General features: G+C 48.1%; 13 protein-coding genes. 10 read left to right on the forward strand and 3 right to left on the reverse strand.

Annotated features, from left to right (window positions below; genetic code table 11):
• The coding region (locus VNN20_11985) for a hypothetical protein (protein ID HWP92902.1) at positions 1 to 248 on the reverse strand (248 nt) is incomplete at its 3' end.
• A gap of 382 nt (positions 249 to 630) precedes the next feature.
• Between VNN20_11985 and VNN20_11990 the strand changes: the two genes are divergently transcribed.
• The 3 genes from VNN20_11990 to VNN20_12000 all read left to right on the forward strand — a co-directional run bounded on the left by VNN20_11990 (position 631) and on the right by VNN20_12000 (position 6,881).
• Positions 631 to 1,623, forward strand: coding sequence for a polysaccharide biosynthesis/export family protein (locus VNN20_11990; GenBank protein ID HWP92903.1), 993 nt, complete (start codon positions 631 to 633; stop codon positions 1,621 to 1,623).
• 19 nt (positions 1,624 to 1,642) lie between these two features.
• On the forward strand, positions 1,643 to 4,777 hold the full coding sequence (locus tag VNN20_11995) for a polysaccharide biosynthesis tyrosine autokinase (protein ID HWP92904.1): 3,135 nt from the start codon (positions 1,643 to 1,645) through the stop codon (positions 4,775 to 4,777).
• A 1,195-nt stretch (positions 4,778 to 5,972) separates the two neighbouring features.
• Positions 5,973 to 6,881: a polysaccharide biosynthesis/export family protein gene (locus tag VNN20_12000; protein ID HWP92905.1), complete on the forward strand. Its 909-nt coding sequence runs from the start codon at positions 5,973 to 5,975 to the stop codon at positions 6,879 to 6,881.
• 773 nt (positions 6,882 to 7,654) lie between these two features.
• Here VNN20_12000 and VNN20_12005 read toward each other — a convergent pair.
• The gene (locus VNN20_12005; GenBank protein HWP92906.1) at positions 7,655 to 8,050 is read right to left on the reverse strand and encodes a hypothetical protein; all 396 of its coding nucleotides are present in this window, start codon (positions 8,048 to 8,050) and stop codon (positions 7,655 to 7,657) included.
• 819 nt (positions 8,051 to 8,869) lie between these two features.
• Here VNN20_12005 and VNN20_12010 point away from each other — a divergent pair.
• Both VNN20_12010 and uvrA read left to right on the forward strand, forming a co-directional pair.
• A complete protein-coding gene (locus tag VNN20_12010; GenBank protein HWP92907.1) occupies positions 8,870 to 9,166 on the forward strand; it encodes a GIY-YIG nuclease family protein in 297 nt (98 codons plus the stop codon).
• An 871-nt stretch (positions 9,167 to 10,037) separates the two neighbouring features.
• Complete coding sequence (gene uvrA, locus VNN20_12015) at positions 10,038 to 12,791, forward strand: excinuclease ABC subunit UvrA (GenBank protein HWP92908.1); 2,754 nt, start codon at positions 10,038 to 10,040, stop codon at positions 12,789 to 12,791.
• Positions 12,792 to 13,480: 689 nt separating this feature from the next.
• Here uvrA and VNN20_12020 read toward each other — a convergent pair.
• Entirely contained in the window at positions 13,481 to 14,233 is a 753-nt protein-coding gene (locus tag VNN20_12020) for a response regulator transcription factor (GenBank protein HWP92909.1), read from the reverse strand.
• A 321-nt stretch (positions 14,234 to 14,554) separates the two neighbouring features.
• On the opposite strand from VNN20_12020, the gene VNN20_12025 reads away from it, so the two are divergent.
• The 5 genes from VNN20_12025 to VNN20_12045 all read left to right on the forward strand — a co-directional run.
• Positions 14,555 to 16,087, forward strand: coding sequence for a sigma-54-dependent Fis family transcriptional regulator (locus VNN20_12025; GenBank protein HWP92910.1), 1,533 nt, complete (start codon positions 14,555 to 14,557; stop codon positions 16,085 to 16,087).
• A 737-nt stretch (positions 16,088 to 16,824) separates the two neighbouring features.
• Positions 16,825 to 17,196 carry a 30S ribosomal protein S12 gene (rpsL, locus tag VNN20_12030; protein ID HWP92911.1) on the forward strand — a complete coding sequence of 124 codons (372 nt, stop codon included), beginning with the start codon at positions 16,825 to 16,827 and terminating at the stop codon, positions 17,194 to 17,196.
• A gap of 19 nt (positions 17,197 to 17,215) precedes the next feature.
• Positions 17,216 to 17,686 (forward strand): 30S ribosomal protein S7, encoded by a 471-nt coding sequence (rpsG, locus tag VNN20_12035; GenBank protein ID HWP92912.1) that lies wholly within the window; start codon positions 17,216 to 17,218, stop codon positions 17,684 to 17,686.
• 35 nt (positions 17,687 to 17,721) lie between these two features.
• Positions 17,722 to 19,785, forward strand: a complete 2,064-nt coding sequence (gene fusA / locus VNN20_12040; protein HWP92913.1) for an elongation factor G — start codon at positions 17,722 to 17,724, stop codon at positions 19,783 to 19,785.
• A 36-nt stretch (positions 19,786 to 19,821) separates the two neighbouring features.
• Positions 19,822 to 19,995: GTP-binding protein (locus VNN20_12045; GenBank protein HWP92914.1), on the forward strand; the 174-nt coding region annotated here is incomplete at its 3' end.

The following is a 19,995-nucleotide window of genomic DNA, read 5'->3' on the forward strand; positions in this document are numbered from 1 at the left end:
AATCCTCTCCGCATGTCATCCCCGAATGTTCCCCAATAAAGCTTGTATCCGAAAGTATTAATCGGATAACACTTGGGGACAGGATTAATCGGGGATCCATAAATAAAAGACTGGATTCCCGCTTCCGCGGGAATGACAGAGCGGCGGGTTCCCGCTCCCTGCATACGCAAGGACAAGTTTCGCGGGAATGGCAGAGCGGTGGATTCCAGTTCCCTCATGGTCGAGGATAAGCTGCGCGGGAATGACAAAATTGGCCTCTCACACATTAGTTCAGGATAGGCCGTTTGATTGCTTAGGATGAGCAAGGACGAACACCTCAAGTTTTAAATCATGCTTCGACCCTTCGACCAGGCTCAGGGCAGGCTAGGCTCAGCATGAGCGGATACTTATCCGCTGGAAAAACGTTTTTAAAAACTCCGTTCATCCTTCAGGATGATAAGGTTGGGTTTACTTATCAGGCTTCACTAATTAAAGAAAGAACATAATAGGCCAAAAGTTGTGGACAGTTGGCTGTGTAATACTATCGTATTAAGGAAAAAAAGACCAAAGTCCAGTTGAAAATAACCGGTAAACGTAATAGAGTCTAGATAATGTCAGGGTTAGTGTTATGGTATATGTGGAGGATTGTGTATGGTTTACAGTAAAGGAAATTTATATACAGCCATTTTTCTCGTGGCTGCAGTCTTAGCGTGCGGACCCAAGAGCCCCGAATCAATGCTTCCCAAAGAATACACGGCCACTTCAGAGGAAGAGAAAGAGACTAATCTATTGAACCGAAGGATTGCTGCGGAGGCGTTTACGCAATCGGTAACTGATGACTATAAAATCGGCCCTGGAGACCTTTTGGATGTCAGTGTGTATGAGGCCGCTGACTTGAGTGACACGGTGAGGGTTAATGCAAACGGTATGGTGACTTACCCCCTTTTGGGTGAGGTAGAACTGGGCGGGCTTACTGCAAGAGAGGCGGAGCAGAGGCTCGAGGAGCTTATAGAGGCCAAGTACGTGAAGGACCCTCACATTACAGTCTTTGTCAAAGAATATAGGAGTAAACAGGTTGCGGTCATCGGAGCAGTGAACAAGCCGGGTAACTATGAGTTATTGGGTAAAGGGAGGCTTCTGGATGCTCTGGCGCTAGCCGGGGGGCTTAAACCGGATTCAGGGAGGGTGGCCTACGTAGCCCACCAAGGCCAGGACGGGCAGGTGGAGATAGATTTAGACCAACTGCTGGTTAAAGGGGATCCCCAATTAAATCTACCGATAAGCATGGGGGATACGATCTTTGTCCCGGAGGCCGGAACGTTCTATGTAAACGGCGCATTCAAAAAGCCGGGGTCATTTCGACTCACGGACAACGTTACCGTGAGCCAAGCCGTACAAATAGCCGGGGGGTTATCTACCGGTGCTCAAGCCTCGGATGCAAAGCTTATCCGCTACAAAGACGGCCAGAGAGAGGTAATCCCGGTTGACTTAGATGCCATCGAAGAAGGGGCGCAAAAGGATATCGCTTTGCAGGACCAAGATGTTTTATACGTCGGTAAAAATCCGATTATAGCTCTATTTCAAACGATTAGAATAGGGATGCGCTTTTTCCCGTTTTACGTAACTGGCTCGGCGCCTGAGTGATAAAAGGAGAGATATCAGTATGGAAACAGAAGAAAAAGAAGGAAAGCTCATGCCATCCAGCGGCAGGAAACTCAAGAGATACGATGAAGACCTGGAGATCGTAACCACAACACCTGCTGCCGATGGTGATGAGATAGATCCCTATACCTATTTGCAGGTTATATGGAGGCACAAAAATGCATGCCTCATCTTTTTCTTTGCTGTAATAGCAACGGCAATTTTAGTATCGATTCTCACAAAGCCGATGTATATGGCTACTTCCACCGTGGAAATCGCTCTACAAAACCCGAATATCGTTAATTTCCGAGAAGTAGGACAAGTAAATACGAGTGACCCTGCTTTTTTCAATACCCAAAGGGACCTTATCAAGAGCCGGGCGATGGCCGAGGCTGTTCTTGCCAAATTCAATCTTTGGGACCATCCCGACTTTGAGGTATCTCAAACCAATTTTAATCCCATCTCCATCATATTCTCATACATGGCCAAAACCGTTCGTAAGTTTGTGAAACCTGTTGAAGATACGACCACTCAATTAACAGATGGCTCTACACAGTCCGGTGAAGGCGAGGGGGACGGGAGCGTTGATTCTCTTGGTGAATACGATCCGGAGAAGATAAAACGGGACTCGGTAATCAATACATTCTTATCCAGGATTCTGGTGGAACCGTCCGCAGATTCGCGTTTAATCACCATAAGTTTTCAGGCTTACAGCCCGAAGTTCGCCGCGCAAATGGCTGATGCCATAGCCGACACCTTTGTCGAGTGGAGCCAGGAGCGGAGGCTTGAGGCTACCAGAAGTGCAAGGGAATTCCTACAAAAGCAGCTTGCAGAGGTTAAAGCAAATGTGCAGGACTCCGAACAGGCGTTATATCAGTTCTTGGCTAAGAATGAAATCATTGGTCTTGATAAGAACATGAGTCTCATATATCGCCAGCTTGATGAGCTGCAAAAGTCATTAGCCCAGGCCGCCACCGAAAAAACGACAAAAGAATCTGTATATAAATCGGTGAAATCCGGGAACCCCGATGCGATTACAGAAGTTATGAGCGACCCCATAATTCAGGGGCTCAAAAAGCAGTACAATGACCTTTTAATCCAATATAGCGACCTCAGCGCAATTTTTAAGCCCGAGTATCCGCCTCTCAAGAAGCTCCAGGCGCAGGTAGAGGCTGCTCGCACGCATTTAAACGAGGCAACTAAAAGAAAAATCGCCGCTTTGGAGGCCGATTACCAGACCGTCTCTCGAAGGGAAGAGCTTCTCAAGGAGAGGGTTAAGGAACAAGAGAAGCTGGCAATGACCCTGAATGAGAAAACAATACAATACAACATTTTGGATAGAGAGGTACAGACAAATAAGACGATCTACGACTCATTACTGCAGCGCTTGAAGGAGACCGATGTTACCGGGGGTATGAGGTCTACAGGGATACAGGTTGTGGACCATGCGTTCATTCCCAGAACCCCGATTATGCCCAATATCCCCCGTAATCTTCTGCTCGCTTTTATAGCGGGGCTTATCGGGGCAATAGGGGTTGCTTTTGTCAGAGAGTTCTTCGATAGGACAATAAGGACTCCTGAAGAAATCAGAGAAAAAATGCGACTGCCGGTCCTGGGGTCTTTATTTAAGTTAGAAGGGTTAAAGAACAATGCGAAATACATGACGTCGTCTACCGAAAAATTGTATCTGGCAGACCCGAGGTCACCATTCTCCGAGGCGATTCGGACGATACGTGCGTCTATCCTCCTCTCTTCCCGGGATCGTTCCGTACGCTCGGTTCTGGTGACCAGTTGCTGGCCCGGTGAGGGCAAGACCACGGTAGCCAGCAATCTGGCGCTTTCCCTGGCCTATGGGGCAAACAAGGTTTTGCTGGTGGAGGCGGACCTTCGGCATCCGGGGGTGGCCAGAAATTTCGGCATAGATGAGAGTAAGCCCGGCCTTAGCGATTATCTCATGTCCCATTTTCCCTTAGCCGAGATTATTTACCCCACTGAAATTCCCCAGCTCTCCATACTCCCCTCCGGCTCGATAATCTCTAACCCATCCGAGCTCTTGCAGTCGGAGGTAATGAACCAGCTCCTGACCGGGTTGAAAGAGGATTACGATTACATAGTCATAGACAGTTCGCCGGCAATAGGGCTTGCCGACTCTTTGGTAATCTCCACGGTAGTCGATGCGACTGTGGTTGTAGCCAGTACCGGTATGACAATGCGAAGGGACATTTCCTATCTGGTAAAGCAAATGTCCGATATTAACGCCAGGTTCCTGGGGATCGTAGTTAACCGTGTGGATATGGGGAGGGAAAACTACTATTACTACGACCGCTATTACAAGGGCTATTACGGCAGGGATGTGGAAACGGTCAAAGATGCTGAAGATAGGATGGTTAAGCAGCATCAAAAGAGCGAGTTTGATGAAACCGGTAAGCTCGACGAGAATTCTTATGCAAGGCTCCTGTGCTCGTATTTCCGCGACAAAAAAACGGGTATCTTGAGCATTGATTCCAAATTAAAGCTAAGGGTGTATTTCCTGGAAGGATTCCCCGTTTTCGTCGAGGGCGGGGATAGCCGAACCCGTTTGGGAAACATTGCCTTTTCCGAGAAGAAAATAGGCAAGGAAGAGTATGCAAAGGTTCTGGAGAAAGTGACCAGGACTAAAAGGAAAATAGGCGAAGTGCTGATTGAGATGGGTTTTATCTCTCCGCACGAGCTTGATTGGTTGTTAGAGTTTCAAGTCAAGGAGAAGCTCATAAGGGGTTTCGAGTGTACTACCGGAACTTATGGTTTTCAGTCAAGGGCTGATTTCGTGGACAATATACTGACTTATAAAGCAAATCCGCTCCAGATTATGTACGAAGGCATTAAACGATATGCCGACCCGGTTCAATTGGAGAAGCAGTTTCTCGACACTACCGTAGGAAACGCCATGGTAACCTCCGAGCCTGAGATCGTGGAAAGCTTGAGGAATGTCGGGTTTAGTCCCAGGGAATATAGATTCTTGCAGCATTTGAGCAGGGGCAATGTCATAAGCGACATATCTTCGAGTAACCTGCTACCACGGGATGATATGCTAAAGCTCATGTACTTTCTGAGGTCGACCGGTTTTGTGAAATTTGAAGAAGCGAAAAATGCGGCCGAGAATCAAAACGCAATTTAAAACCACTTAAGATGTAAATCAGAAACAAGTCACTCCTCGTTCTCCTCCCCCCTTGCGGGGGAGGATTAAGGTGGGGGGAGCTTAAAATTACCTTATTCACCCTCCCCTTCATCCCCTCCCATCAAGGGAGGGGAAATTTTCGGATACCCTGCAGCTTGCTGCAGGGAGTTTCATTCCCGCGCAGCTTGTCCTCGACCTTGATCGGAAAGTGGGAATCCACCGCTCTGTCATTCCCGCGGAAGCGGGAATCGAGTATTTGATTATGGATTCCCGATTTAAAGATTTCGGGAATGACAAGGGGGGTGGATCCCCGATAAAAGAGTTCGAGGATGACAGCCAAGGTGGATTCCCGATTAATCCTGTCCCCAAGTGTTATCCGATTAATACTTTCGGATACAAGCTTTATTGGGGAACATTCGGGGATGACATGCGGAGAGGATTCCCGGTTAAGCACGTCCCCGCATGTATGTAGCGGGGAACATTCGGGAATGACGAGGGGGGTTGGATCCCCGTTTGATCCCCCGGGTTAACCGAAGGGACTAATCAGGACGAACGTGGTTTTATTAATAATTATCAGCGGATAAACATCCGCTCATCCTGAGTCTGATCGAAGGATGATTAAAATTAGGAGTTCGTCCTTCCACAGTTTAACCGAGGAGACCTGTTCAGGAGGAACGGGATTATAGTCTCATTCCTTCCCCGATTTAATCGGGGATCGACTCAGGACAAGCTCTGAGCAGTTGGAGGGTAGTCCTGAGGATTGTCCCGAGCTATAATGTGAGGGACACGATTTTGTCATTCCGAGTGCATACGAGGAATCTTAATAAGATATCCCCCCATGAGATATGACCCCAGTGGGATAGTAAACATCCCACGGGATGAAATTATCTCAACCCATGGGATAGTAAAACTTATCCCATGGGTCTCACGGGGTCAAAATGACATGGGGAAAGGTCGAATGAAAGGCAATGGGCGTAAGGTTGTGGATTATTAGTGAGATAATACTATTGTATCGAGTAGAAGAAGACCAAAGTCCAGTAGAAAATAATAGGGAAAAGTAATACGGTTTAACTAATGTGGTGTGGGTAGTGTGGTACCCGGAGGATTTTCCATGTTATATAGCAAAGCAACGTTGTTTATGGTCTTTATTTTGTTGGTATCAGTCTTAGCGTGCGGACCCAAGAGTCCCGAATCAATGCTTCCCAAAGAATACACGGCCACTTCAGAGGAAGAGAAAGAGACTAATCTATTGAACCGAAAGATTGCCGCGGAGGCGTTTACGCAATCGGTAACCGATGACTATAAAATCGGACCGGGAGACCTTCTTGACATCAGTGTGTATGAGGCCGCCGACCTAAGCGATACGGTGAGGGTTAACGCAAACGGTATGGTAACTTATCCGCTTTTGGGGGAGGTAGAACTGGGCGGGCTTACTGCCAGAGAGGCAGAGCAGAGGCTGGAGGAGCTTATAGAGGCCAAGTACGTGAAGGATCCCCACATTACCGTCTTTGTCAAAGAATATAGGAGTAAACAGGTCGCGGTCATCGGAGCGGTGAATAAACCCGGCAACTATGAATTATTGGGCAAAGGGAGGCTCCTGGACGCCCTGGCGCTGGCCGGGGGACTTAAACCGGATTCAGGGAGGGTGGCCTACGTAGCCCATCAGGGCCAGGACGGGCAGGTGGAGATAGATTTAGACCAACTGCTGGTTAAGGGTGATCCGCAATTAAATCTGCCGATAAGCATGGGGGATACGATCTTTGTCCCGGAGGCAGGCACCTACTATGTAAACGGCGCATTCAGAAAGCCGGGGTCATTTCGACTCACGGACGACGTTACAGTGAGCCAGGCGGTACAGATAGCCGGTGGATTGGCGACGGGGGCGCAGGACTCAGATGCAAAGCTTATCCGCTACAAAGACGGCCAAAGGGAGGTTATACCGGTTGACCTCGAAGCCATTGAAAAAGGAGCTCAGAAAGATATTGCCCTCCAGGACCAAGATGTTTTATACGTCGGGAAAAACCCGATTATAGCTCTATTTCAAACGATTAGAGTCGGGCTAAACTTTTTCCCATTTCATATAAGCGGCTCAGCACCTGAGTGATAACTGAGGAGAGGAAATGGTGTGGAAGGAGAAGAGAAAGAAAAAAGATTCTTCTTGCTGGATGGTACCATTCCCTATAAACCAATCCCCCATCCCTAAAAACTAAACACTGATTTCTATACACTATTCCATTAAGATTTCTCCCCCATGAGATATGGAATTATCTCACTGGTCAGAATGAATGGGCATTTTTGTTTCTCTCTACCCGCGGATGTAAATCCGCTCATTCCTTCCCCGATTTAATCGGGGATCGACTCAGGACAGGCTCTGAGTTTAACTTGAGAATTCCCTGTGGCTTGCCACAATTCTCCTCCCCCCTTGCGGGGAGGATTAAAGGTGGGGGAGCTTAAAATTACCTTATTCACCCTCCCCTTCATCCCCTCCCATCAAGGGAGGGGAAATTTTCGGATACCCTGCAGCTTGCTGCAGGGAGTTTCATTCCCGCGCAGCTTGTCCTCGACCTTGATCGGGAAGTGGGAATCCACCGGTCTGTCATTCCCGCGGAAGCGGGAATCCATTCTAGATTCCCGATTAAGCACGTCCCCGCATGTATATAGCGGGGAACATTCGGGAATGACAAGGGGGTGGATCCCCGATAAAAGAGTTCGGGGATGACAGCCAAGGTGGATCCCCGATTAATCCTGTCCCCAAGTGTTATCCGATTAATACTTTCGGATACAAGCTAGCGGGAAATGTTTGTGGATGACATGGGGAGAGGAGTCTGATCGAAGGATGTGGTTACCGAGGTGCTCGCAATGATACCACAGCGACGATCAGTATCCGGCAGGGTATAAATCCAGCCTTTTAGGAAAGCGAGCCAGGGCTTTAAGTATAACCGCACGTACAAAATCATCGAGCAAAGCTCCGACATTGCCATAGAGATATCCGGGTTTTCCTTGAACGCTCTTCGCCAAGACCACGGCAATGTGCGTCAGTTCCAAAGAAGGTTCGATAGGTCGGTCGAACTTTGGCTCGAGTATCTTGCCGGATCGGAGTGGAGTGATAACTTGGTCTTCCCAGAGGTCTTTGTTCTTCCTGCCGATAATGGTGATTAATATAGTGTCGTCGATTTGCTTGAGAAGATGGGAGTACCTTGCCGGGATTTCCTTAGACTGTTTAATTTCGTCCTCGAATTCGAAGCTTTGCCAGGGTATAAGAAGGTTTGCCATCTATGCCGATCCTAAGTCTTTTGAATTATATCACCCTCCGTAGTTCTGTGAAGTTGGTAATTCGTATGATCGAACAACATGGACGGGGTCAGGTTCTGTATTAACAGCTTTTTTCGGGTTTTTATATTAGCTAATATTATCCTTGGTGTTCAATAAGAGGTACAAGGGCTGTCACTCACAGGAAGCTTATCTTCTCGCCGCTGGTAGTGGGGAACCACCGCTCTGTTATTCCCGCGGAAGCGGGAATCCAGTCTTTTATTTATGGATCCCCGATTAATGCATTCGGGGATGACATGCGGAGAGGATTCCCGATTAAGCACGTCCCCGCATGTATATAGCGGGGAACATTCGGGAATGACAAGGGGGGTGGATCCCCGATAAAAGAGTTCGGGGATGACAGCCAAGGTGGATCCCCGATTAATCCTGTCCCCGTATGTATTTAGCGGGGAGCATTCGGGGATGACATGCAGAGAGGGTCCCTGATTAAGCTTGCCTCCGTATGTATGTAACGGGAAGCATTCGGGGATGATATGCGGAGAGGATCCCCGCTTGATCCTCCCAAAATGTTATCCGATTAATACTTTCGGATACAAGCTTTAGCGGGGAGCATTCAGGCATGACAGATTAGGGGCTGTCATTCCGGTGAAACTTGTCCTAGCGTATGCGCGGAACGGGAATCCACCGCTCTGTCATTCCCGCGGAAACGGGAATCCAGTTTTCTTAATTGATTTGATTAAAAGCTTGTAAATTGTGGAATAATAAAGCATAAGTAACCAGTTTTTACTGCTGACTGTTTGATATTTAAATCGTACATTACATATGGAAAAGGGCATCTACTATGTTTACATAATGAGCAACAAAAAGAACGGCACGTTATATATAGGTGTTACTAATGACTTGAGCAGAAGAGTCTATGAACACAAAAATGACATGATTGAAGGTTTTACAAAGAAATATGGTTTGCATACACTGGTCTATTTTGAACAAATGGAGGATGTTCACAGTGCTATCCAGAGAGAGAAGAGATTGAAGAAATGGAACCGTCGATGGAAGATCGAACTGATAGAGAAGTTGAATCCAGAATGGATGGATCTTTATGAGGAATTGGTTGAATAAATTGGACCTCCAATTTATATCCGGGTTTAACTTTAGGACAAGCATGAAACCGCCGTTTTCATTTTGTAACTATTGCCCACAATACCCCGACCTTCCTTGTCATTTCCGTGAAACTTGTTCTCGCGTATGCGTGGACTGGAATCCACCGCTCTGTCATTCCCGCGGAAGCGGGAATCGAGTATTTGATTATGGATTCCCGATAAAAGATTTCGGGAATGACAAGGGGGGTGGATCCCCGATTAATCCTGTCCCCGTATGTATTTAGCGGGGAGCATTCGGGGATGACATGCGGAGAGGATTCCCGATTAAGCACGTCCCCGCATGTATATAGCGGGGAACATTCGGGAATGACAGGGAGGAGTGGCACCCCGATTGATCCCGGTTTAACCGGGGTACGGGTATGACCGGAAGACTACTGTCATTCCCGCGCAGCATGTCCTCGAACATGATCGGGGAGCGGGAATCCACCGGTCTGTCATTCCCGTGGAAACGGGAATCGAGTTTTTCCAAGAATGGATCCCCGATTAATCCTGTCCCCAAGTGTTATCCGATTAATACTTTCGGATACAAGCTTTATTGGGAAGCATTCAGGCATGACAGATTAGGGGCTGTCATTCCGGTGAAACTTGTCCTAGCGTATGCGTGGACTGGAATCCACCGCTCTGTCATTCCCGCGGAAGCGGGAATCGAGTATTTGATTATGGATTCCCGATAAAAGATTTCGGGAATGACAAGGGGAGGTGGATCCCCGATTTATCCCCCCAGTTTAACCGGGGGACAAGCATGATAACATGCCTAATATGATGTTCTAATTAATTATAAATCTAATTGGATTTGTGAATTTTATTTTTTCGCTTACAGTTTTATTAACATGAAGGACGAAATCAGGATACTGGGCGCGAGAGAGAATAATCTTAAAAATATAAACGTGGTCTTACCGAAACACATGTATACCGTAGTCACCGGCCTGAGCGGGTCTGGAAAATCCTCTCTTGTCTTGGACACCATCTATGCCGAAGGCCTTCGAAGATACGTGGAGTGCCTTTCTACCTACGCCAGACAGTTCCTCGAACGGGTGGACCGGCCGGACATGGACGATATTACCGGGCTCCCTCCGGTGGTGGTGCTAGAGGGCAGGAATCAGGTGAAAAACTCCCGCTCCACGGTGGGAACCACGACGGAAATATATGACTACTTGCGACTTCTTTTTGCCAAGATTGGAGTAATTTTCTGCCCGAATTGCGATATACAGGTGAAACGCCAATCCCCCCAGGGTATCGCTAAGGAACTGGTCAGGGACCATGAGAATAATAGGGCGGTAATAACCTTCCCGATCGAAGAGACGAGCAAAGCTTCTCCCAGTGAGCTTCAATCCAAAGGATTTACCAGGGTATTCGTTGGCGGGAAAACCGTTGATATCGAGGAACTCGACTGCTTACCGTCCGGCGCGGAAATAGTCTTGGATAGAATGGTCATAAATAGGGATTCGACCTCCCGGCTTCTGGGTTCGCTGGAGGCGGCTTTTTCTCTTGGGAAAAACGTGAATGTTCGTGTATCAGAAGACCATTTACTCAGGTTTACAAAGGAGCTAGAGTGTCCTTACTGCTACAGCAGGTTCGGGGAACCCACGCCTCTCCTTTTTTCCTTCAATAGCCCTCAAGGTGCCTGTAGTGAATGTCGAGGTTTTGGAAACATACTGGAGGTGGACCCTGATTTGGTAGTTCCTGACCCGGAGAAAAGCTTGGCCGGCGGGGCGATCGAGCCTTTCACGAAACCGTCGCTGAGACACCAGATGCGAAAACTGATCAAGTTTGCCCTCTCAAATGGGGTAGACGTTAATACACCCTACAGAAGCTTGGGCGATGATGCTAAAAAACTGATATTCGAGGGCGGGGCCGGCTTTTCCGGGGTGAAGGGGTTTTTCAGACACCTGGAAGAGAAAAGTTACAAGATGCATGTAAGGGTTTTTTTGAGTAGGTACCGGTCGGCTTTTACTTGCGCCGCATGCAACGGAACCAGGTTAAGGAAGGAGGCAATCTGGGTAAAGGTGCACGGGAGAACAATCTCCGAGTTAGCCGATATGCCGGTCGGGGAGCTTGGAGAATTTTTTCATAATCTATCCCTTAGTGACTACGAAGAGGGGGTGGCGAAAGAGGTCCTTAACCAAATAAAGTCTAGGGTCGATTTTTTGATAAAAGTGGGCCTTGGCTATGTTACGCTTTCTCGGCTTACCAGGACGCTATCCGGTGGCGAAGCGCAGAGGGTTAATCTTGCCTGTCAGCTTGGCTCAAGCCTCACCGAGACGCTTTATATCATGGACGAGCCATCCGTGGGGCTTCATCCTCGTGACATCAATCGACTGGTCTCAATCATAAAGGACTTACGGGATAGGGGAAATACGGTCGTGGTTGTCGAGCATGACCTGGAGATGATTCGCTCTTCGGACTATATTGTCGAGCTTGGTCCTTTGGCTGGGGAAAAAGGAGGAGAAGTAGTGTATCAGGGCTCGTTAAATAATTTTCTTAAGAATTCTCATAACTCCCTCACCAAATATTACTTGACCCGGAACGAGGGCATCACCCTCCCTCGAAGAAGAAAAGGGAGCGGCAGGAAGTTGACCATTATCGGCGCCGCCGAGAATAACCTTAAAAACATAACTGTTTCATTTCCGCTAGAAACATTGGTGTGTGTAACCGGCGTCTCCGGGTCCGGAAAGAGTTCACTAGTCCACGATATTCTTTACTCGGCTATCGCCCGAAGATTTCATGCCCAGGCGGAAAGGGCGGGAAGGTTTGAGGGGATAGAAGGTTTATCTAATCTCTCTGATGCCCTTATGCTCGACCAGAAGCCGATTGGAAGAAGTTCGAGGTCAAACCCGGTGACTTACATAAAGGCATACGACGAGGTCAGGAGGATAATGTCGGGCACCTGGAGCGCTAAAGCCAAGGGGCTTACCGCTTCACACTTTTCTTTCAACGTCGCCGGTGGAAGATGCGACACCTGCCTGGGTGACGGCAGGCAAAAGGTGGAGATGCATTTTCTGGCAGATGTGTTCGTTACCTGCGAAGATTGCCGCGGGAAAAGGTTCAAGAAAGAGGTGCTCGAGGTTAAATACAAGGAAAAAAATATAGACGAGATTCTAAATCTAACGGTCGACGAGGCGGCTATATTCTTCAGCGGTATCCATCCGCTGCTCGATAAACTGAGGGTACTCCAAGATGTCGGGCTGGGCTATTTACGGCTCGGGCAACCGGCGCCGACTTTATCCGGCGGCGAGGCACAGAGGATAAAAATCGCCAGGGAACTCGCCAGAAAAGACGGGAAGAACATCCTTTATATCCTGGACGAACCCACTGTAGGGCTTCATGCTGAGGATGTTAAGAAGCTCATAAAGGTCTTGAATAGGCTGGTAGATGCCGGTAATACCGTGATCGTGGTCGAACACAATCTCGATGTCATAAGTTCTTCTGACTTTGTCATAGACCTTGGCCCGGAGGGTGGCAAAGATGGTGGATACATCGTAGCCCAGGGCACACCGGAGGAAATTGCCAAGGTGAAGGAATCGTATACCGGGATGTATTTGAGTAAGGTGCTATCTGTTAATAATCATCGGGGAGATGGCTAATCGCTGTATTCTGGGTTTGACAAAACAGACCGAGCGACGTAACGAGCCAGCCTAAACAAAAGCGCAATATATAATTTGGTATTTCATTCTTCTCATTTCCTTATAATAAGTGATAAAGGTTATGGAAAAGGATCGATTTTCAGACTTATGACTTATCAATCCCTCCGAGCTGTCCTCGACCTGATCTGGGGCGGGAATTCACCGCTCTGTCATTCCCGCGCAAGCGGGAATCCACTCTTTAACTTGAGAATTCCCTGTAGCTTGCCCCAGGGTTTCCTTGTCCATCCTCCCCCTCGATGGGTGAGGTTTAAGCCTGTCCGAAATTTTCGGATACCCTGCAGCTTGGAGGCTGGTTCATAGATTTACAGGGATGACATGCGGAGAGGATCCCCGATTGATCACCGATTAAACCGGTGGGGACCTTTGCTCATAAAGAACGGGTCTCTATTTCATTGATCAGTTTAGCGGGTGTGTGCTCTTTCCATCAGTGGGGTTTATTAAGTTTATCGAAGGGCTCATGGTTCGCGGAGTTTATTCCGTCGGCAGGCTCAGGACAGGCTTTGAGCGCATTCGAAAGGTGGTTGAAAGACCCATGGTTCGACGGAGTTTATTCTTCCGCATGGTGTTCAGGTTGACAAGGCCAAAGTTACCTTTGTAAGTGAAGAGATCTTATTTTCCACACTTTCAGGTCAATTTAACTTTTGTACTTTCAACGCATAGGACATAAGCTGATATCTGCTCTTGAGATTCAATTTAGCGAATATGCTGCTCAGGTGGGCCTTGACCGTTTTATCGCTTATCGAGAGTTCCTTACCTATTTCCCTGTTGCTAAAGCCATCGGCTATCAATTCTACAATCTTCGATTCCGTCTTGGTAAGTTTTTGGCCAGGCCTGTTTTCAGACTCGGTTAGACCTGGTCTATCCCCAACCGTACATTCTTTTATCATACTTATCAGTCCTGCCGAGCCTGTCTCGGTCGATACATGAATAACCTTGTTTAAACCGAAATTAGGTGGAATTCGATTGCCCATCAGAATAACCCGGGTATGAGCGCACTTGCCGATAATCAGCTTTAACCGTTTTTCCATGTCCGGGTATGCAGTTCGGTCATCGATGAATACGAACTCCGGTCTTACTTCTATGACTTTTTTCTCGACATCTTCGAGCCTGGAAATTTCGGCAACGATTTCAATTTCTTTTTCCCCTTCCAGGATTCTTTTCATACCCTCGGTGAATAGCCTTGAGCCGGAAGCGAGGACTATTCGAATCGCCCTCCTGTTTAGTCCTTTTATACTCGAGTCGTCATCCGGGCCAATCTTCTCCTTTGGTGAGTAACGAGAGTAATACCTCAGTTTCTTCAACCAGAAATTATGGTCATCACTGACCTTATGTGTTGTTTCAAGTCCTCTTATCGTTTTTCTGAACGTTTTTTTCGTAAACAATAAGACCGCCTCCTTTTTATTTTTTCTAATCAACAAACTTACGGGGGGTCGGGCAATGACAGCGGTGGTCCAGCCTACAGTTAATCATCTTGTTAAAATACTGAAAGCAAGTTTAGGGCCAAATCCCCACAGTATCCCCTTCGTAGAACCAACCGGAGTAAGATCCCATAAAATCAGAAATTTTAATTATATAAAAAAGTTTGCGGCAGTACCGGATGTAGTTAATTTCGAACCTCATAGTTGTATGAAGTTGTCATCCTGTCAATTAAGTTGACACAGAATTGCAATCTCGGTTAGAATAAAATTTCACGGAGGAGGAACATGCCCGCCGGTGGAGGAAAGCGGCTAAGCACCAACGACCAAAGGCTTGCTACGATTCTTGAAATCTGCCGGAAGATTAATTCGGAGAGGGATTTACCTTCTCTTTTAAACCTCCTTGCCCGGGAGGTCACCGGGATTGTAGAAGCTGACCGGGCGAGTATATTTCTCCTCGACCGGGAAAGACAGGAGTTGTGCTCCATAGTTACCCTGGATAACGAGCCGATTCGGTTCGATGCCCGCCTGGGACTGGCCGGGGCGGCGGCGCTTACCGGGCAAACCATCAATGTAGAGGATGTCTACAAGGATAGCCGCTTCTACAAGGAGATAGATGAGCAGACCGGATACCATACCCGGAGTCTTCTGGCTGTGCCCCTAAAAAATCGGGAAGGAACGGTTATAGGCACGTTCCAGGTGTTGAATAAAAAGGCAGGCGCTTTTAAAAAGGAGGACGAGAGAATACTGGAAGATTTGGCCCAGCATCTGGCCATCGCTGTTGAGACCGCACAGATAGTCACGGAATTAAGACAGAATCAGAAGCAACTCCTCGAAGAGAACAAAAATCTATGGAAAGAAGTCAGAGGGCGTTTTACCGCACAAAACATTATCGGCATGAGTCCCCAAATTCAGAGCGTCGTGAGACTGATAGAGCAGATAAGCGAAAGCTCTATCAATGTTTTGATTACCGGAGAGAGCGGTACGGGAAAGGAACTGGTGGCCAAGGCCATACATTATAACAGCTTGCGTGCGGGAAATCCGTTCGTGGTACTCAATTGTGCGGCTTTGCCTGAAAACCTGGTGGAGAGCGAATTATTCGGGATCGAAAAGGGGGTGGCTACCTGGGTTGAGGCGCGTATCGGCAAGTTCGAGGCTGCGAACGGTGGGACGTTGTTTCTGGATGAAATCGGCGACCTTAGCCTGGTATCACAGGCGAAGATTCTCCGGGTGTTGCAGGAGAAAATGATCGATCGCCTGGGTGGAAGAAAGACGGTCCCGGTGGATGTCAGAATCGTAGCAGCGACCAATAAGGACCTGGAGGCTGAAATCAAGAAGGGAAGCTTTAGGGAGGACCTCTATTACCGTCTAAAGGTAATTCATATCAGCATGCCGGCGTTACGGGACATTAAGGACGATATACCTCTACTGGCGAAGCATTTCCTGGACCGGTATTGTAGGGAAATGAAGAAAGAGCCGAAGAAGCTTTCCCCCGGAGCAATGCGGTCTTTAGTCGGTTACGGCTGGCCCGGGAACATCCGGGAATTGGAAAACGAGATGAAAAAGCAGGTGGTCCTGAATTTCAAAAAAACTATTACCGAAGATGACCTCCCCGAATACATGGTGATAGGTGCTCGACAATCTATGGCCACCGGTCAGAGCCGGTCTCTTAAGGCCGAAGTAGAGGAATTAGAGAAGCGTCTGATATTGGAGGCGCTTCAAGCCTGCCGTCAGAATCAGCTTCAGGCCGCTAAGGCTTTAGGAATTAGCCGCTGGGGGTTAATCAAGAAGATGAGACGATATGGAATCAGCGCGTCCTAGGATAGCTGTAAAAACCTATCAGTACGAGCTGGGTTTTTATTTCATTAATTACTTTAGCGGATGTAAATCCGCTCATACTGAGCTTGTCGAAGTATGAATTTAGAACGTAAGGAGTTCGTCCTTCCACCGGTTTAACCTGGGGACCTAGCTCAGGACGAACGGGTTTTTTACCAATCATTTTCAGTGTATGCTAATCCGCTCATTCCTTCCCCGATTTATTCGGGGTTCGACTCAGGACTGGCTCTGAGCAGGGTCGGTTAAACCGCGGGATCAAACGGGGATCTTCCCCGTATGTCATCCCCGAATGTTCCCCAATAAAGCTTGTATCCGAAAGTATTAATCGGATAACACTTGGGGACAGGATTAATCGAGGATCCAGAATTAAATACTGGATTCCCGCTTGTGCGGGAATGACAGACCGGTGGATTCCGACTAAATGCGTGCAGGACATGCTGGGCTCAGGGCGAACGGGGGTTATCGAATGGTTGTTCGCTCATACTGAATGATGAGTTTTTGAAGGGTTCATTCGCATCTCCAGAGTGACAATGTTGGAAGTTTCGTCGCAGCATATAACTTGTGCTCACGTTGTCCGACAGAACAAATCTTATTTTCTATTAACCAGGCTCGCTTTTTCTTTTAGTTATTTTTTTAGCCTTTTTGAACACAAAATTCTTGACAATAAAGGATTTTTATGCAATAAATGTTAGATTCATTTTGATAGTTTGGAGATGTATTTTATGCCTACGATAAGTCAGTTAGTTAAAGACGGACGAGAGCTGCTAAAGAAAAAGAGTAAAGCCCCAGCATTACAAAATTGTCCTCAGAGGAGAGGTGTATGTGTCAGAGTGTATACGACCACCCCTAAAAAGCCTAACTCTGCTCTCAGAAAAGTTGCACGGGTTAGGCTCACCAACGGAATTGAAATAACTGGCTATATCCCAGGGGAAGGCCATTCTCTTCAAGAGCACTCGGTTGTACTGGTAAGAGGTGGCAGGGTGAAAGACCTTCCTGGTGTAAGATACCACATAGTAAGAGGCACCTTAGATGCTACCGGCGTCGAAAACAGGAGAAAGAGCCGCTCTAAGTACGGTGCCAAAAAGCCTAAGTAAGTAAAAAGGAAAAATCAGAATGCCCAGAAAAGGTTCGGTTACAAAAAGGCGTACGCCTGTTGACCCTAAATACGGTGATTTAACAGTAGCGAAGTTTATAAATGCCATCATGTATGACGGTAAAAAGAGTAAAGCCGAGAAGATTTTCTACAACGCACTCAATACGGTGGCAGAAAAAACCGGGAAGAATCCACTCGAAGTGTTTCAGGCAGCCATGGACAACGTCAAACCGATGATCGAGGTCAGACCTCGCCGTGTGGGCGGCGCGACATACCAGGTCCCGATGGAGGTAAGCACTTTTAGACGCCAGTCCTTGGCCGTGCGTTGGATAATAATCGCGGCAAGGGGTAGACAGGGAAAATCGATGGAGGAGAAATTGGCTGCGGAAATTTTGGATGCTGCCCAGGGACGCGGGGGAGCTATAAAGAAAAAAGAGGATACCCATAAGATGGCCGAAGCCAACAGGGCTTTTGCTCATTACCGGTGGTAATTAGGGAGAGAGCATCTTTGAGTGAAAATTTTACCATGGAAAAGATTAGGAACATTGGAATCGTGGCCCACATAGATGCTGGTAAGACCACCACTACCGAGCGCATCCTTTACTACACCGGACTAACCTATAAAATAGGCGAGGTTCATGAAGGCACCGCCACTATGGACTGGATGGAGCAGGAAAGGGAGCGGGGCATAACCATCACCGCCGCTACCACCACCTGTTTCTGGCGCGACTACCGGATAAACATAATCGATACTCCGGGGCACGTAGATTTTACCATCGAGGTGGAAAGGTCGCTTAAGGTTCTGGACGGCGCGGTAGTGGTATTTGACAGCGTGGGCGGGGTAGAACCGCAGTCCGAGACGGTGTGGAGACAGGCAGATCGCTATAAGGTTCCCCGAATCGCTTTTGTGAACAAGATGGACCGGGTCGGGGCTGACTTTTTCCGGGTCGTAGAGCAGATAAAGAGCAGATTACTGGCCAATCCCGCTTTTGTCCACATTCCCTGGTTTGACGGCGATGAGTTCAAGGGCATCGTCGACCTGATAAGAATGAAACTGGCTGTCTGGGATGACGACTCACTAGGGGCTAAATACGAGTTGATCGAGATCCCCGCTGATATGGAAGACCAGGCTAACTCGGGGAGAGAAAAACTGATCGAAGCCCTCGCCGACCACGACGAGAAAATAATGGAAAATTACCTCGATGGAAAACCAATCTCGGAAGAGCAACTGAAGCAGGCTCTCAGAAAGGCCACGATCGATATCAGGCTCATTCCGGTATTATGCGGCTCCGCATTCAAGAACAAAGGGGTTCAGCTCCTTCTGGACGCGGTGGCGGATTACCTTCCTTCCCCTCTAGACCTACCTCCCATAAAAGGAATAAACCCGCACACAAACTCGGAAGAAATCAGAAATCCTAAAGAGACCGACCCGTTCTCCGGTCTAGCTTTTAAGATAATGACAGACCCGTTTGTCGGCCAGCTCACCTACGTTCGTGTATACTCGGGAAAGCTCAATTCTGGGAGCACTGTATATAACTCGACCAAGGGTTCTAGGGAAAGAATAGGAAGACTCCTCCGGATGCACGCGAATAAGCGTGAGGAGATAAAGGAAGTAAGTGCCGGGGATATTGCTGCTATTGTCGGTCTTAAAAATACGATCACCGGTGATACGCTATGTGATGAAAATAAACCGATCATCCTGGAAAGCCTGATGTTTCCCGAGCCGGTCATCTCTATAGCCATCGAGCCAAAGACGAAAGCCGACCAGGAAAGGTTAGGGATTTCACTCAACAAACTCGCCCTCGAGGACCCTTCGTTCAAGGTAAGGTTCGATGAAGAAACCGGGCAGACGTTGATCTCGGGCATGGGAGAGCTTCATCTAGAAATAATCGTAGACCGGCTAAAGCGAGAATTTAAAGTAGATGCCAACGTGGGTAAACCTCAGGTGGCTTATAAAGAAACGATTACTAGCCCGGCCCAAGCCGAAGGAAAGTTCATCCGCCAGACGGGGGGCCGTGGTCAATATGGGCACGTGAAGATAAAGGTTGAGCCTAGGGAACGTGGGGCCGGCTTTGAGTTTATAGACGAGATCAAGGGCGGGGCGATTCCCAGGGAGTTTATACCGGCCGTAGAGAAGGGTATAAAAGAGGCTACGGAGACCGGTGTCTTGGCTGGTTATCCGGTCGTCGACGTATCCGTAAGGCTGTACGACGGGTCTTATCATGAGGTTGACTCTTCGGAACTGGCATTCAAGATTGCCGGCTCTATGGCGTTCAAGGACGCGGTGAGACGTGCATCTCCGGTAATCCTCGAGCCCATCATGAAGGTGGAGGTGGTAGTGCCAGAGGACTTCATGGGGGCCGTAATCGGCGATATCAGCTCTAGGAGAGGAAAGATCTCCGGCACTGAGTTGAGGGGGGGTATGCAGGCGATAAGGGCAGAGGTGCCCCTTGCCGAGATGTTCGGATATGCCACTAATTTGAGGTCGTTGACCGAAGGCCGGGGCCTATTTACCATGGAATTTTCCCACTATGCTGAATTACCGGAAATGCTTTCTCAAGGTATTAGGGCTAAAGTTAGGGGTGTTTAATTCTCTAGGCAGTTAGTTTAAGGAGGTAAGGGTACGATGTCGAAGCAGAGATTTGAGCGGGGGAAGCCACATTTGAACATAGGGACGATAGGGCATGTGGATCATGGGAAGACGACGTTAACGGCGGCGATAACGAAGGTATTGGAGAAGCAGGGGCGGGCGAAGTTTGTGAAGTTTGAGGAGATAGACAAGGCGCCGGAGGAGAAGGAG

The organism is Thermodesulfobacteriota bacterium, from assembly GCA_035559815.1.
In the GTDB taxonomy this organism is placed as follows: Bacteria; Desulfobacterota_D; UBA1144; order Nemesobacterales; family CSP1-2; genus DATMAT01.